Consider the following 14,604-nt stretch of genomic DNA (forward strand, 5'->3'; position numbering starts at 1 on the left):
AAGGGGGAAGCCATGACCATTGTGCGACGCACCTTGGCCGCGCTGGCGGCCCCGGCGCTCGCCCTCGGAATCGTCGCCTGCGGCGGCGAGGAGGAGCCGGTGAAGACCACCCCGGCCCAGGAGGAAGAGCCGGCGCAGGATGAACCGCTCGAGGAGGACAAGGACGAAGACTCCGAGGAGGAGAACGAGGACGCTTCGCAGGAGGACGGCTCCGGGGAGGGCCCCGGCGGGGAGGACTCCGGGGAGGAGGGTTCCGATGCCGCGCAGGGCGAGCCGACCGTGATCGGATCCGAGTGGATTGAGGATGACTGGGAGCTGACCGAGGTCGACCAGGATCTGTGCGACTTCTCGATCGCCGACTCGCCGTTCTCGGACAACCCCGATGTGTTCTCCTGCGGTGCCACCGCGGACAGCGCCGTGGCCTGCGTCCTGGATGTCGATCAGATGGTCCAGTGCGTGGAGAGCGCGGACAGCAAGAAGGCCATCTTCTTCGAGTCATCCGCGGTGGCAGGTGGGGCGAAGCCGGAGGATGAGGCGGAGCCGACGCCGATCCGGCTGGAGCTGACCGATGGCACCTCGTGCTCCCCGGCCGCACATGCCGGGATGGAAACCCATGACGGCAAGGCCGCCTGGTACGGCTGCGAGGATGGCAGCGAGCTGCTCGCGGATATCGAGGAGGGTATCTCCTCCACGGTGAACACCAGCAGCGACGTGTGGACGGTCGAGCGCATCGTCGATGGGGGCGACCCCGAGACGACGGCTGTGCGCAGCGCCTTCTTCGCCGAGCCGCCAGCCGACTGACCCTCACCGGTGCCGACGAGGATCGGCCCGTGACCTGCGAGGGGCCGGACGCCCCAGCGGCCCACCTACAGTGGTGCCCATGAGCGCGTCCGGCCCTTCTGCTGCCCCCTCCCCTGCTCCATCGGCCGGACTCGAGGTGCTCTCGCGCGTCTTCGGCTACGACTCCTTCCGCGGGGATCAGGCGGCGATCATCGAACAGGTCACCGGCGGTGGGGATGCGGTCGTGCTCATGCCCACCGGCGGAGGAAAATCCCTGTGCTACCAGATCCCGTCCTTGCTGCGCGAGGGCACCGGAATCGTCATCTCCCCGCTCATTGCGCTGATGGCCGATCAGGTCGCCGCGCTCGAGGCGGTCGGGATCCGGGCCGCGTACCTCAACTCCACGCTCGCTGCGCATGAGGCCCAGGCCGTCGAGCAGCAGCTGCTGTCCGGGGAGCTGGACCTGCTGTATATGGCGCCGGAGCGCCTGGTGCTGCCGCGCACCCTGGACCTGCTGGGCCGTGCGCGCCTGGCCCTGTTCGCGATCGATGAGGCGCATTGCGTCTCCCAGTGGGGGCATGACTTCCGGCCCGACTACCTGGGGCTGACGGTTCTGGCCGAGCAGTTCCCCACCGTGCCGCGGATCGCCCTGACCGCCACCGCCACCGAGGCCACGCACCGGGAGCTCACCGAGAGGCTGCGGCTGCACGAGGCGCGACATTTCGTCGCGAGTTTCGATCGCCCGAACATCCGCTACCGCATCGAGCCGAAGAACAACGCCCGCGAGCAGCTGCTGCGGCTGATCACCACGGAGCATGAGGGCGAATCGGGGATCGTGTACTGCCTCTCGCGGCGCAGCGTCGAGCAGGTTGCGCAGTTCCTGCAGGAGCGCGGCATCCCGGCGCTGCCCTACCATGCGGGGCTCGAGGCCTCGGTGCGGCGGGATCATCAGGAACGGTTCCTGCGCGCCGACGGGCTGATCATCGTCGCAACGATCGCCTTCGGCATGGGGATCGACAAGCCTGATGTGCGTTTCGTGGCGCACCTGGACCTGCCCAAATCGATCGAGGGCTACTACCAGGAGACCGGGCGGGCCGGCCGTGACGGCCTGCCCTCGACCGCGTGGATGGCCTACGGGCTCGGGGACGTCGTCTCCCAGCGGCGATTCATCGACGATTCCGAGGGGTCCGAACAGCACAAACGCAATGCGCGGGCGCATCTGGATGCGATGCTCGCGCTGTGCGAGACGGTCACCTGTCGGCGCGCGCAGCTGCTGCGCTACTTCGGGGAGCACTCCGCCCCGTGCGAGAACTGCGACACCTGCCTGAACCCTCCGGAGACCTGGGATGCGACGGTCGCAGCGCAGAAGCTGCTCTCGGCGATCGTGCGGCTGGACCGGGAGCGAGACCAGCGCTTCGGTGCCGGGCAGGTGATCGATGTGATGCTGGGACGGGAATCGGAGCGTTCCCGTCGCTCGCGTCATGAGGAGCTGAGCGTCTGGGGCATCGGCACCGAGCTCTCCCCGCGGCAGTGGCGCTCGGCGATGCGGCAGCTGCTGGCCCGCGGCATTATCGAGGCACAGGGTGAGTACGGGGTGCTGGTCCTGGGCCCGCATGCGGGACCGGTGCTGCGCGGCGAGACGACTCTTGAACTCGCGGTGGAGCGCACCCCCGTGAAGGCCACCCGTCCCCGTTCCCGCCGCGGCCCCTCCCGGGCGGCGGAGGGCCTGGAGATCGCCCCACGGGAGCGGTTCGAGGCGTTGCGGGCCTGGCGCACGAGCGTGGCACGGGATAAGCAGATTCCGCCGTACATGGTGTTCTCCGATGCGACGCTGGTGGCGATCGCCGAGCATCAGCCCGGCAGCATCGACGCGCTCTCGCAGATCAGCGGTGTGGGGGCGAAGAAGCTCGCGGAGTACGGGGACGCTGTGCTGCAGGTGCTGGAGGAGCGCGCATGAGCACGCCGCTGCTGGTGGTCGGGGCCGTGATCACCGATAAAGAGAGGATCCTCGCGGCCCGTCGGCGCCCGGAGCTGCGGGCCGGCGGGCTGTGGGAGTTCCCTGGCGGGAAGGTCGAGCCGGGCGAGAGCCCACAGCAGGCGCTGGCCCGGGAGCTCTCGGAGGAGCTCGGAGTGCGGGCCCAGGTGGGCGGGTTCATCGGCCGCGGGGTGCAGGATCTCGGCGAGCGCGAGCTGCACCTGGACTGCTACTGGGTGCGTCTGCTCGGGGACGCGCCCCGGACGAGCACGGATCATGACCTCCTGCAGTGGTGCACCCCGGCAGAGCTGACCGAACTCACCTGGGCAGCGCCGGATCGGCCGATCGTGCGACGTGTGCAGGAGGGCATTCGTCCGATGTTCGAGGACGTGTGAATCACCAGCTCACGCGCTCAGCAATACCCGTCGATCTGCGGCATGACCGGCTCGTCGATCCTGGGTGCGCAGCGCAGCGTGGACAGCTGGAGTCCCCGGGGTGACCTCGGCACCGGTGCTCGTATCAGTGCCTTCCAGCGCTATGAGAACCTCCTGCAGCGTCGCTGAGGGATCCTCCCACGGCACGGCATAGGTGGTCGCTACCTGCAGATCGCAGCTCTGATGGGATGGCGCCGCCCTTTACGGCCCTGCTGCAGCGGTCGGCGCGGCGAGGTGCGCGATGACGGTTTTGATGAGCGATCCCATGCGCCACCGCTCGGGCACGAGCACGTCGAGCCCCGCCTCTCGCAGCGGCTGGGCGGTCACATCTCCCACCGCCGCGAGGGTGACGGTTCCGGTGCGCACCTGCTCGGTGAGCGCCGCCAGCACCCCCGCCTCGCGGGCATCGTCGAGCCAGGCCGCGGCGCCGGGGGCGGCCGTGAACAGCACCGCATCGAGCTGCCCGGCCCCGGCGAGCTCGGTGCTCTCGCGCAGGGCGGCAGCATCGGGCGTCGGCCCCCACCGGTAGACCACAAGGCTCGTGACGTCGGCTCCGAGCTCCTCCAGCAGCTCATCGAGCCCGTCGGATCCTGCGCCGTGGTGCTGGACGGCCACGCGACGCCCGGCGACGTCTTCGCGCCGCAGCTGCTCACCCACCTCGGCGGCGAGCTCGGAGTCCGCGACGAAAGCGCAGCTGAGCCCCGCCTGCTGGATGGCGCCGCGGGCCTTGGGGCCGCGGGCGAGGATCCGGGCCGGGGCGAGCGCTGTCCGCAGCTGCTTTCCGAGTCCTGCGGCGTCGGCCGCTTCCATCCAGCCGCGGAAGCCCACGCCGGTCAGCGCTACGACCACGGCGGGAGGGCCGGCGATGAGCTCTCGGGTGCGCTCGACGAGGGCGGGATCATCGAGGTGGTGGACGGTGGACATGGCTGGGGCGTGCAGGATTCGGGCGCCGTGGCGCTCGAGGGCGGCGCCGAGCTCGGCGGCACGGCGTTCGACAGCCAGGGCGATGGTGCGTCCGGCGAGGGCATCGGACAGGGCAGCGGGTTCGGTGGTGTTCATCGGCGGTGGGTCTCAGTCGCGGGCGCGGACCATGCGCTCGTGGCCGTTCTCGTCGAGCTCGGCGATGTCGTCGTGGGCTTTGAGGAAGTCGGAGAAGCTGCGGTAGCCCAGGGATTTCTCGCGGAAGGAGGAGTCCATGCGGCGCATATGGGACTTGACGGCGGAGGCGTACAGCCAGTCGCTGTCATCCCGTCCGCCGAGCTCAAGGGCTCGGCGCAGCAGGTGCGCGGCCGTCTGCGCGGCATCCTGGTCCTCCGCCGAGTCCTCCGCGCCCTCGCGGTCCTCCTGCGCGGCGGAGCTTGCGTCTGCGGGATCTGCGCCGCGGCGCTTCTTCCCGGAGCGGGCCGGAGCGGGGCGCTCCACGCCGGGCAGCTCCTCATAGGACTGGAACTCATCGCACGCAGCGGCCAGGGACTTCGCCGTGGATCCGGCCACTCCCATGCCGATCACGTAGCGGCCCAGGCGTCGGCAGCGCTGAGCGAGCGGCACGTAGTCGCTGTCCCCGCCGACGATGACGACGTGGGTAAGGTCCGCGGTGCGGAACATGTCCTCCACGGCGTCGACGGCCAGGCGGATGTCGGCGCCGTTCTTGGCGTACGCGGCGGCGGGGAACAGCTGGACGAGGTCCACAGCGCGGGCCACCAGCTGGGTGCGGTATTCGGCGTTCATCGGGGCTGACCAGTCGGCGTAGGCGCGGGTCAGCAGCAGGGACCCGAAGCTGGCGGCGTAGTCGATGATCGCGCCGACGTCCACGCGGGCACGCTCGAGCTTCTGGGCGATCTCAGGTTCGGTGGGGTCTTCGGCGATCTTCTGGCGGTCGCGGCTGAAGGCCTGCTTGCCGTGGATGCGGTCGTACCAGGACATGACGATGTTGTCGAAGTCGAGGTAGACGGCGACGCGGGGGTTGTCGATCTCAGGCATGCCACCAGTGTGCCTGCTCGGGCGGGGGCAGTCAGCAACGCCGCGACGCGACGTCCAACAACAGGGCCGCTGGGCCGCTCATGCGCTGCGGGCCGCTCCACACCGCGGTCAGAGGTCGCACCAGACGATGCCCGCCGTGCAGGGGGACGCGCAGCAGGGTGCCGGAGGCGAGGTCCTGCAGGGCGGCGCGACGGGAGAGCACGGCAGGTCCCGCGCCGGACGCGACGGCCAGCCGCACGGCGGCATTGGAGCTGAGTTCCTGCACGGGCGCGGTGGCCGCCGCGGCGGGCACCAGTTCTTCGAAGGCGTCGCGGGTGCCGGAGCCGCCCTCTCGCACCACGAGCGGGGTGCGGGCCAGCTCCTCGATGGTGAGGGGGCTGCGACGGTCGGCCCAGGGATGGTGCGGGGCCACCAGCACCACAAGCTCATCGTCGGTGATGACGCGCGAGCGCACAGAGCTGGGTACGTGTGGGGTCTCGACGAACCCGAGCGGCAGGTCACCGCCGCGCACCCGCTCGAGCACCTGCGTGGAGTTCAGCACGTGGGGGCTGACGCGCACACCAGGGACCTGGTTGCGCAGGGTGGTCAGCCACGCGGGCATGAGGTGCTCGGCGATCGTCAGGGAGACGCCGATGGGGAGCTCGTCGGCCCCCGCCTCGCGGGTGTGGGCGAGCCAGTCGGAGAAGTCCTGGGCGGCCTCGAGCAGTTCCCGGGCATGCGCCGCGAAGACCAGTCCTGCGGAGGTGGGACGGGAGCCGCGCGGATGGCGTTGCAGCAGGCCCGTGCCCGCGTCGGCCTCGAGCTGGCGCAGGAGGCGGGACGCGTTGGGCTGAGCCATGCCCAGGCGCCTTGCGCCTGCGCCGAGGCTGCCTTCATCCACCACCGCGACCAGCAGGGCCAGAGCCGTCAAGGAGGGCAGGGATGAGGGGTCGACGCCCCGGGAAGCAGCTGAGGGGACGGCGCGGGAGGCGGCACGGGACATATCAGAATTATATGGCCCGGTGCGCGATCGATGGCTACCGCGCTCCGTGGTGTCGATGGGACGGTTCTGCGGTGTCCACGACGCCTATTTCGACCCCACACCGTTCCATCGACCCGTCCGCAGCTCCCATCGCCCCTCCCCCACCCGTTCGGCTGTGGCCAGGTCTGCTCACCTCTCTGGCCGTCGCCGGCGTGTCGATGATCATCGCCCGGCCGCTGCCGGGGATCAGCGCCCTGATCGTCGCGATCGTCGCGGGGATCGTGGTGGCCAACACCGTGGGGCTGCCGACCATCCTGCAGCCGGGCAGCATGGTTGCGGCCAAGCGATTGTTGCGCATCGGCATCGTGCTGTTGGGCCTGCAGGTGGTCATCGGGGATCTGCTGGGCCTCGGCGTGGGAGCGCTGGGCGTGGTGGTCGCCGTGGTGGCCGGAGGCATCGGTATCACCCTGGCGCTGGGGCGCCTGCTCGGCATCCCCAGAGAGCTCACGCTGCTGGTGGCCTGCGGTTTCTCGATCTGCGGGGCGGCCGCCGTGGCCGGGGCCAGCGGGGTCACCGACCCGGAGGAGAAACGGCCCGAACTGACTGCGACAGCGCTCGCGCTGGTGGTGCTGTTCGGCACCGGGATGATCGCGCTCATCCCGTTCGGCGCCGCAGCGCTGGGGCTCGATGAGCACTCAGCGGGTCTGTGGGCCGGGGCCTCGATCCATGAGGTCGCGCAGGTGGTCGCGGCCGGCGGGGCGATCGGCGGTGGCGCACTGACGGTCGCGGTGATCGTCAAGCTCGCCCGCGTGCTCATGCTCGCACCGGTCATGGCGGGGCTGAGCCTGTACACGCGTCGCGTCAGCGGCGACGGCGGGCATCGTCCCCCGATCATGCCGCTGTTCGTGGCTGGGTTCCTGGCCATGGTGGTCCTGGGGTCGCTCGTGCCGCTGCCCAGCGCGGTGCTGAGCGGCGCGAGCTTCGCGCAGACCCTGCTGCTGGCGGCGGCGATGTTCGCTCTGGGCACCGGAGTGCGGATCAGGGATCTGCTGTCCCTGGGGCCACGCCCGGTGCTGCTGGCCGCGGCCTCCACCGCAGCGGTCACAACCATCGCACTCGCGGGCATCATTCTGGCGTCCTGACCGCACCTGCGCGGCTATAATCATCCGCATGACGCAGATGCGGGTACGAGAGGCCGCCGTGTTCCTGGGAGTCAGTGAGGACACGGTGCGGCGCTGGGTGGAGCGCGGCATCCTTCCGGCGAGCGCCGATGCCAGCGGGCGCACCGTGATTGCGGGCATCGATGTGGCACGGCGGGCGCGCGAGCTCGCACATGCCCCGACGCCCGATGGTGCCTCGTCGGCCCGGAACCGGTTCACGGGACTGGTCACCGACGTGGTCGCCGATACGGTCATGGCGCAGGTCGAGCTGCAGTGCGGGCCGTTTCGGGTGGTGTCCCTCATGAGCTCCGAAGCCGTGCGGGAGCTGGGTCTTGCCCCGGGGGTCGTCGCAACCGCCGTCGTGAAGGCCACACAGGTGATCATCGAGGCGGAACACACCGGAGCGTCGGCGACATGAGCACACACTTCGCCCGTCGCCTCCTGGCACTGCTGGGAGCCCTCCTCCTGCTCGCGGGATGCGCCCGGGGCGCCGGCCCGTCGGAGTCGTCTCCCGTGACGCTCCAGGTCTTCGCCGCCGCGTCGCTGCAGCTGCCGTTCGAGGAGCTCGGGCAACTGTTCGAGGCGCAGCAGGAGGGCGTGAGCGTGAGCTTCACCTTCGCCGGGTCGTCCACCCTGGTCGAACAGATCCAGCACGGCGCCCCGGCAGACGTGTTCGCCGCCGCCGATGAGCGCACCATGCACAAGCTCACCGATCAGGACCTGCATGGCGCTGAGCCCATCGCGTTTGCCACCAATACGCTCATGATCGCCGTGCCGCCCGGGAATCCCGCGGACATCACCGACCTCGCCTCCCTGGCTCAGCTGGGCGTGAACCTCGTGGTGTGCGCGCCCGAGGTGCCCTGCGGAGCTGCGACGCAGCAGGTCGAGCAGGCCGCCGGTCTCAGCTTCTCACCGGTGAGCGAGGAGCAGTCGGTCACGGATGTGCTCGGCAAGGTCACGAGCGGTGAGGCCGATGCGGGGTTGGTCTATGCCACGGATGTGCGCAAGGCCGGGGATGCTGTCGAGGGCATCACGTTCCCGCAGGCGGAGGACGCAGTGAACATCTACCCGATCACGACGGTGAAGGACTCTGCCGACCCTGCGCTCGCCCAGGAGTTCGTGGATCTCGTGACCAGCGAGGACGGGCAGCGGGCGCTCGCCGAGCACGGGTTCGCAGGCCCATGAGCGCTCCAGGCAGCAGCATGCCGCGCTGGGTTCTCGTGCCCGCACTGCTGGGAGCACTGTTCGTGACCCTCCCGCTCATCTCCATGGCCCTACGCGTCAGCTGGACGGAGTTTCTCCCGCTCGTGACCAGCGCATCCTCTCTCGCGGCTTTACGCCTGAGCCTGGTGACCGCGACCTGTGCGACGGCGGCGTGCGTGGTGCTCGGGGTACCGCTGGCGATGCTTCTGGCCCGCGCGAGACTGCCGGGGCGCGCTCTGCTGCGCTCTGCCGTTCTCATCCCCCTTGTGCTCCCGCCGGTGGTGGGCGGCATCGCGCTGCTGTACACCTTCGGGCGCCAGGGCCTGCTGGGACGTCACCTGGAGGTCCTGGGCGTGCAGATAGCGTTCTCGACCGCCGCGGTGGTGATCGCCCAGACCTTTGTGGCTCTGCCGTTTCTCGTGCTCTCCCTCGAGGGCGGTCTGCGCACCGCCGGGACCCGGTACGAGCAGGCCGCTGCCGGTCTGGGTGCGGGGCCCACGCGCGTGTTCACACACATCACCCTGCCGCTTCTGCTCCCATCTCTCGCCTCCGGCACGGTGCTCTCCTTCGCGCGAGCGCTCGGCGAGTTCGGAGCCACGATCACCTTCGCCGGAAGCCTGCAGGGAACCACGCGGACGCTGCCGCTGGAGATCTATCTGCAGCGCGAGAGCGGCCCGGATGCCGCGGTCGCGCTGTCCTTCCTGCTGATGATCGTGGCGGTGCTCGTCATCGTCCTCGCGTATCGGCGGAGCCCGGCATGAACGACCAGCCATCGGCTCTGGACCTGCACGCGGTGGTGCCGGAGCGCGGCGTGGATGTCGCGCTCACGGTGCCCGCGGGCCGCACCCTGGCGCTCGTGGGCCCCAATGGTGCGGGGAAGTCCACGGTGCTCGCCGCCGCAGCCGGGACGGTCCGCACGACGGGCGGTCATGTGCGCCTGGAGGGCACCGACGTGGGTGGGGATCCCGTGCACGCGAGGCGCATCGTGACCCTCAAGCAGGACCCGCTGCTGTTCCCGCATCTGAGCGTCGCCCAGAACATCCGCTTCGCGGCCGCAGCGGGCGGGGTCTCGCGGGCGGAGATCCGCGAGCGCACGGATGAGCAGATCACGGCGCTCGAGCTCGGGGCACTGGCTCGGCGCCTGCCCGGGGAACTTTCCGGGGGGCAGGCGCAGCGGGTGGCGATTGCGCGGGCGCTGGCGGCGCGGCCGGCCGTGCTGCTGCTGGATGAGCCCTTTGCGGCCCTGGACGTGCAGGCGGCGCCCGCCTTGCGGGAGGTGCTGCGCCGGGCCCTCGTCGGCCGCACCGCGGTGATCGTCACCCATGAGGTTCTCGATGTTGTCACCCTCGCGCAGCACGCCGTCGTGCTGGAGCAGGGGCGGGTGGCTGAGCAGGGCTCGGTCGAGCAGGTGCTCTCTCGGCCCGCCACCCGCTTCGCCGCCCGCTTCGCCGGGCTGAACCTGGTGGAGGGGTGCTGGGACGGCGAGTATGTGCGCGGAACGGGGCACAGGAGGGATGAGCTGCGCATTCCGGCGCGCTACGGCCGGCGTGCGGGTACGCGGGTTCGCACGGTGTTCCCACCCTCCGCCGTGCGGCTGGCGCCCGATGGGCCGATCACCGTTGAGGTGACCTCCCTGGTTCCGCAGGGCGCGCTAGTGCGGGTGCACTGCGGTGAGCTCCTCGCTGAGCTGTCTGCCGCGCAGTTGGCTGCGCAGGGCATCGCCCCGGGCCAGGAGCTGCGCCTGGACGTGGCGGCATCCGAGGTCACCGTCTACCCGGCCGGGCCCTAGCATGCGCTTCATGCCCGCTCCCGTGCCCCAGACCCCCGACGGTCCGTTCCTGCGGGTCCTGCAGGCGGAGCTGCTAGAGCGCCATGGCCCGCAAGGCTGGTGGTGGCCGGGCGAGAGCGCGTTCCACATCGCGCTGGGGGCGGTGCTGGTGCAGCGTTGCCGCTGGGTGCAGGCCCAGGCGGCGCTGGACGCCCTGAAGGCGGCCGGACTGGATGTTCCGCGGCGCCTCGCGGCGGCCGATGAGCAGACGCTCCTTCCCCTGGTGCGGGCCGCGGGCTTCCCGCGCAGCAAGCCGCGCCGGGTGCTGGCGCTCGGCCGCTGGTGGGACGAGCGCGCGCAGGCCGCGAGGGAGCTCGATGATGCGGATCTGCGCCGGGAGCTGCTGGCCGTGGAGGGGATCGGTGAGGAGACCGCCGATGCGATCAGCCTGTACTGCTTCGAGCGCCCAGCGTTCCTGTGCGATGAGTACGCCCGGCGGGTCCTCACCGCCCGGGGTGTCGCCGTCCCAGGCACCTATCGCACCTTCGCGCAGCTGCTCGCTCCGGGGCTCGCCGCCGCGGCTTTCACGGTGCCCGAGCTCGCGGAGCTGCACGGCCTGGTCGTCGAGGAGGGCAAGACCGTGGCACGGCCTCGGTCGGGTGCGTGATCAGGGCCTGGTCAGAGCCTCCTCAGGGCAGGGAGGTGATGATCTCCTCGAGACGCTGTGCCATCGGCTCCAGCCCGTAGCACGCGGCGTTCTCCCGGGCCGCAGCCGGGGTCACCTCGAGCGCCGCCCGGATCGCAGCGGCGAGGTCGGCGGTCTCGGTACTCTCGGCCACCACTCCCCCGCCCTTGATCACCTCCGGCATGGCCCCACGCGGGGTCGCGGCCACGGGGGTGCCGCTGGCCATGGCCTCCACGGGCGCCAGGCCAAAAGGCTCCGCCCACAGCGGTGAGGCGATGAAGACATCGGCCCGGGCCAGCTCCTGGCGGATCTGGGCGTGGGAGAGGTGGCCCACGTGCTCGATGCTCGGCCCGCCCGCTGCGCGTGCGGCCTGTATCCGGGGTCGCACCTGTTCCTCCATGTAGTCAGGGTCCGAGAGCAGGCCGCTGATCCGCAGGGCCACCCCAGCCTGCTGGGCGGCGTCGATCGCGACGTGCACACCCTTTTGATGGGTGATGCGTCCGGTCCACAGCGCCTGGGGCACACCACCGTCCCGGTCCGGCGCACACGTCGGGGCCACCGCACCCCAGAAGGCAGTGTCCACGCCGTTGGGCAGGACGCCCACCCCCGGGTAGTGCTCGCTCCAGGCGCGCGCATTGGCGGCGGAGACGGTGACGAAACGGTGGCGCGCCGGCAGAGTCGCGTCGCGCGCGAAATGTTCCAGGTACGACGGCACCGGTACGGGACTGTGCATGATGCTGACCAGGGGCTGCTCTGCAAGGAGGTCGTGCGGCAGGGCGCTCAGAGAGTTGTTGATGACCACGTCCGGGGGGTCAGCAGCCACCGCGACGCAGGCCCGACGGATCGCGGCCTCGCTGCGCTCATCCTGCACAGCACCCCGCTCGGGGTCGGGGGTCAGCGCGTAGTCATGCTCGGCGGCCTCGATCACGTGCAGCTGCGCTCCCGGCGGCATCTCGCTGCCCTCCTTGGCCAGCAGCGTCACCGCATGCCCGCGCTCCAGCAGGGCACGGGTGAGCATGATCGAGTGCATTTCCATGCCGCCGACCCACGGCTCGCGCAGCGGATGGTGGGGGTGGCAGATCATCGCAATCCGCATGGTGGACCTTCCGGGACGGACACGCCGAGCACCACCGCGGTGCACAGCCTTGCCGGCACGCTACGGCCCAGGGGCACGGTCATGCCCAGGCCCCCACATCCGTCGGCATCATCACTGGTCAGCGAACCGACCGTCAGGACGGTCCGGAGTATCACGGTGGGCTCCGGAGAGTCGCGGTGGGCCGGGCGTCTTCAGTCGTCCGCGGGAGCACGCACCCCGTCCAGCACCGCATCGAGCACAGCTTCGACCTGCGGATCGGTGAGCGGTGTGCGCACGATCGAGGCGGAGACGAGGATCGGTGCGGTCAGCAGGTGGGTGATGAGCGCGGTGGACACGTCCTCACGCAGCTCTCCGCGCTCCCGCGCCGCCGCAAGAATGCGCGGCAGCGTCTTCTCCTGCGCCTCCCAGCTGCGCCGATTGGCATGCGCGAAATGCGCTTCTGCGCTCGTGGCGGCCAGTCCATTGAGGACTCGCTCGAGCCGAGAGTCGGAGAAGTCTCGGAAGGCCAGCAGGTAGCTCAGCAGGTCAGCACGAAGATCGCCGACGGTCTGGACGGTGAAGCTGCGGTAGTAGGCCTCGAGCGCATCAGCGACCAGCGCCTCGCGGTCGGCCCAGCGCCGATGCAGGGTGCGGCGGCTGACACCGGCGGCGTCGGCGATGTCCTGCATGGTGAAGTCGGTGCCGCGCTCCTCCAGCAGGCTGAGCACGGCGGCATGGATCGCCTCGGTGTTGCGCCGGGTGCGCCCGCCGGGGCGCACGGACCCGTAGGTGGCGGGATTCTCCGCATCTGCCTCTGACCTGCTCATCTGCCCAGCATAGAGAACTGAGCAAACGTCGCCCCTTGACGTGGTCTCCCCTCATCGCACTAGTGTCCCTTTGTGAGTCATTAGGGGCTTGCTCTCCCGACCGAAAGGACCCTGCCATGCGTACGCTCATCCTCGGTGCCGGCGGTGTCGGCTCCGGTGCCGCCCGTCACCTGTCCGCCCTTCGCCCCGACCTCGATCTGCGCATCGCCGATCTGTACGAGGAGGCGGCCCAGCGCGTCGCCGCAGAGCTCGGCCCCCGCGCCGAAGGCATCGCCGTGGATCTGCATGACCCGGCATCCCTCGCCGCGGCCCTCGACGGGGTGGATGCCGTGCTGCACACCGCGGGCCCCTTCTACCGCAACGCCCGACCGGTGCTGGAGGCCGCGGCCGAGCGCGGCATCGCGTACCTCGACATCGATGATGACGACGACATGCTCCTGTCGCTGCTCGGAGATGAGGAGCTTCGGGGCCGGGCCGAGGAGTCCGGGGCCCGCCTCGTGGTCGGCGCAGGCACCACCCCGGGGATGTCGAACCTCGTGGCGCGCCGCAGCATCGATGCGCTCGATGAGGCGCAGGACGTGCAGATCACGATGCTGCTGCCGCTCGCGGTGGCGAAGCGCTTCAGCCCGGCGGTGCTCGATCACATGGTGCACATCAGCACCGGGGAGGTGCTCGCGCAGCGCGATGGCGAGATCACCCCGATCCCCGCCTATGCCGAGCCCCGGGAGGTGACTCCTCCCGGCGCGCAGCAGAGCGCTCCGGCGCTGACCGCGGGCCATGGCGAGACGGTCATGCTCGCACGTTCGTTCCCGCACCTGCAGGAAGTCACGGTCCGCCTGTCGTGGCTCGGCGAGCAGGGCAATGCGACATGGCGGATGATCACCGCGATCGCCCGCGGCGCCGAGGGCGAGATCGAAGGGCTCGGGGCGACCGCCACCCAAGTCCTCGTCCACCTCATCCGTGCTGGCGCCCTCGATGAGCTGCTGGCGAGCGAGGGCGTCCCGACGGTGGGGACGCTCGTGGAGGTGCAGGGACTGCGCAACGGCCAGCCGGTGCGGCTGCGCACGCTCATGGATCTGCTGGGCAAGCGGGATGTGCCGCCCGAGATGCGGCAGGACCCGACGGCCGTCGCGGCGGCCATCGGCCTGGACGCCCTGCTGGACGGACGGGTCACGGGCACCGGTGTGCTGACCCCGGAGCTGTGCTTCGATGCGGAGGATCTGCTGCGCCGCTTCGAGGCGGACTCGACGGTGCTTTTCGTCGAGGATGAGATCGTCGAGGGGCCCGCCGCACAGTGAAATAGCCGCACCGTGAGGTAGCAGGCCAGAGCATCAGGCCCGGCTGGAACTCCCCCCGGCCGTGCGACCACGCAAAAGCCGGAGCCGCGGCGTCACCTCTCGATGATGCCACGGCTCCGGCTGCTGGTGGACCTAGCGGGAGGCTTGTCGAAACTTGCCCCTGCGCTGGTTCGTATGGGGCGGCTGCACCGAACGATCCGCGCCCGCGCGGCACGTGCCACCCATCGGCGAGTGGCGCCGGACAGCATGCAACGCAGAGTCACCGGCGAGGCGCTCGAAGCTGCGGTAGCGCGCTACCGCGCTGGAGAGACTCTTCGCGCGATCGCCACCGATGTCGGTCTCAGTCGTCACGGGCTGGCGGCATTGCTCCGGGAGCGAGCCTCGGGCTTTCATCGTTGAGGTGTCCGAGGGGTGGTCGTAGACGCGGAAAGGTGCTCCTGACCTGGAAGAATAGGGCT

At 70.5% G+C, this 14,604-nt stretch carries 16 protein-coding genes; 11 read left to right on the forward strand and 5 right to left on the reverse strand.

What is annotated here, in order from left to right; all coding sequences use genetic code 11:
* Window positions 1-12: 12 nt before the first annotated feature.
* The 4 genes from CJ197_RS08945 to CJ197_RS15760 all read left to right on the forward strand — a co-directional run bounded on the left by CJ197_RS08945 (window position 13) and on the right by CJ197_RS15760 (window position 3,318).
* Entirely contained in the window at window positions 13-801 is a 789-nt protein-coding gene (locus CJ197_RS08945) for a hypothetical protein (RefSeq protein ID WP_102236392.1), read from the forward strand.
* A 79-nt stretch (window positions 802-880) separates the two neighbouring features.
* On the forward strand, window positions 881-2,737 hold the full coding sequence (gene recQ / locus CJ197_RS08950) for a DNA helicase RecQ (RefSeq protein WP_102236393.1): 1,857 nt from the start codon (window positions 881-883) through the stop codon (window positions 2,735-2,737).
* Window positions 2,734-3,150, forward strand: coding sequence for a (deoxy)nucleoside triphosphate pyrophosphohydrolase (locus tag CJ197_RS08955; protein WP_233190776.1), 417 nt, complete (start codon window positions 2,734-2,736; stop codon window positions 3,148-3,150). The genes recQ and CJ197_RS08955 overlap by 4 nt, the downstream gene beginning before the upstream one ends.
* 42 nt (window positions 3,151-3,192) lie before the next feature.
* Window positions 3,193-3,318 carry a hypothetical protein gene (locus CJ197_RS15760; protein WP_255407877.1) on the forward strand — a complete coding sequence of 42 codons (126 nt, stop codon included), beginning with the start codon at window positions 3,193-3,195 and terminating at the stop codon, window positions 3,316-3,318.
* 72 nt (window positions 3,319-3,390) lie between these two features.
* Here CJ197_RS15760 and CJ197_RS08960 read toward each other — a convergent pair whose 3' ends face one another.
* From CJ197_RS08960 to CJ197_RS08970, 3 genes are read right to left on the reverse strand one after another with little or no spacing between them, the layout of a single operon-like run.
* Window positions 3,391-4,248 (reverse strand): uroporphyrinogen-III synthase, encoded by an 858-nt coding sequence (locus CJ197_RS08960; RefSeq protein WP_102236394.1) that lies wholly within the window; start codon window positions 4,246-4,248, stop codon window positions 3,391-3,393.
* 12 nt (window positions 4,249-4,260) lie between these two features.
* Entirely contained in the window at window positions 4,261-5,169 is a 909-nt protein-coding gene (locus tag CJ197_RS08965; protein WP_102236395.1) for an NYN domain-containing protein, read from the reverse strand.
* Window positions 5,170-5,200: 31 nt separating this feature from the next.
* Window positions 5,201-6,151: a LysR substrate-binding domain-containing protein gene (locus CJ197_RS08970; RefSeq protein WP_102236396.1), complete on the reverse strand. Its 951-nt coding sequence runs from the start codon at window positions 6,149-6,151 to the stop codon at window positions 5,201-5,203.
* An 11-nt stretch (window positions 6,152-6,162) separates the two neighbouring features.
* On the opposite strand from CJ197_RS08970, the gene CJ197_RS08975 reads away from it, so the two are divergent.
* From CJ197_RS08975 to CJ197_RS09000, 6 genes are read left to right on the forward strand one after another with little or no spacing between them, the layout of a single operon-like run.
* Window positions 6,163-7,272, forward strand: a complete 1,110-nt coding sequence (locus tag CJ197_RS08975; protein WP_102236397.1) for a YeiH family protein — start codon at window positions 6,163-6,165, stop codon at window positions 7,270-7,272.
* A 28-nt stretch (window positions 7,273-7,300) separates the two neighbouring features.
* Window positions 7,301-7,708 (forward strand): molybdopterin-binding protein, encoded by a 408-nt coding sequence (locus tag CJ197_RS08980; protein ID WP_102236398.1) that lies wholly within the window; start codon window positions 7,301-7,303, stop codon window positions 7,706-7,708.
* Window positions 7,705-8,475, forward strand: coding sequence for a molybdate ABC transporter substrate-binding protein (gene modA / locus CJ197_RS08985; RefSeq protein ID WP_102236399.1), 771 nt, complete (start codon window positions 7,705-7,707; stop codon window positions 8,473-8,475). Before CJ197_RS08980 ends, modA begins: the two co-directional genes overlap by 4 nt.
* 17 nt (window positions 8,476-8,492) lie before the next feature.
* The gene (locus CJ197_RS08990; protein ID WP_233190778.1) at window positions 8,493-9,254 is read left to right on the forward strand and encodes an ABC transporter permease; all 762 of its coding nucleotides are present in this window, start codon (window positions 8,493-8,495) and stop codon (window positions 9,252-9,254) included.
* Window positions 9,251-10,282 (forward strand): ABC transporter ATP-binding protein, encoded by a 1,032-nt coding sequence (locus tag CJ197_RS08995; RefSeq protein WP_102236401.1) that lies wholly within the window; start codon window positions 9,251-9,253, stop codon window positions 10,280-10,282. The genes CJ197_RS08990 and CJ197_RS08995 overlap by 4 nt, the downstream gene beginning before the upstream one ends.
* A gap of 10 nt (window positions 10,283-10,292) precedes the next feature.
* Window positions 10,293-10,928, forward strand: a complete 636-nt coding sequence (locus tag CJ197_RS09000) for an endonuclease III (protein ID WP_102236422.1) — start codon at window positions 10,293-10,295, stop codon at window positions 10,926-10,928.
* A 22-nt stretch (window positions 10,929-10,950) separates the two neighbouring features.
* On the opposite strand, the gene CJ197_RS09005 is transcribed toward CJ197_RS09000, so the two are convergent.
* Window positions 10,951-12,030, reverse strand: coding sequence for a glycosyltransferase (locus tag CJ197_RS09005; protein WP_158239420.1), 1,080 nt, complete (start codon window positions 12,028-12,030; stop codon window positions 10,951-10,953).
* Between the two features lie 203 nt (window positions 12,031-12,233).
* A complete protein-coding gene (locus tag CJ197_RS09010) occupies window positions 12,234-12,848 on the reverse strand; it encodes a TetR/AcrR family transcriptional regulator (protein ID WP_102236403.1) in 615 nt (204 codons plus the stop codon).
* Window positions 12,849-12,964: 116 nt separating this feature from the next.
* On the opposite strand from CJ197_RS09010, the gene CJ197_RS09015 reads away from it, so the two are divergent.
* Complete coding sequence (locus CJ197_RS09015) at window positions 12,965-14,146, forward strand: saccharopine dehydrogenase family protein (RefSeq protein WP_102236404.1); 1,182 nt, start codon at window positions 12,965-12,967, stop codon at window positions 14,144-14,146.
* Window positions 14,147-14,604: the final 458 nt, after the last annotated feature.

The sequence above is a fragment of the Brachybacterium sp. UMB0905 genome, assembly GCF_002871795.1.
Lineage (GTDB): Bacteria > Actinomycetota > Actinomycetes > Actinomycetales > Dermabacteraceae > Brachybacterium.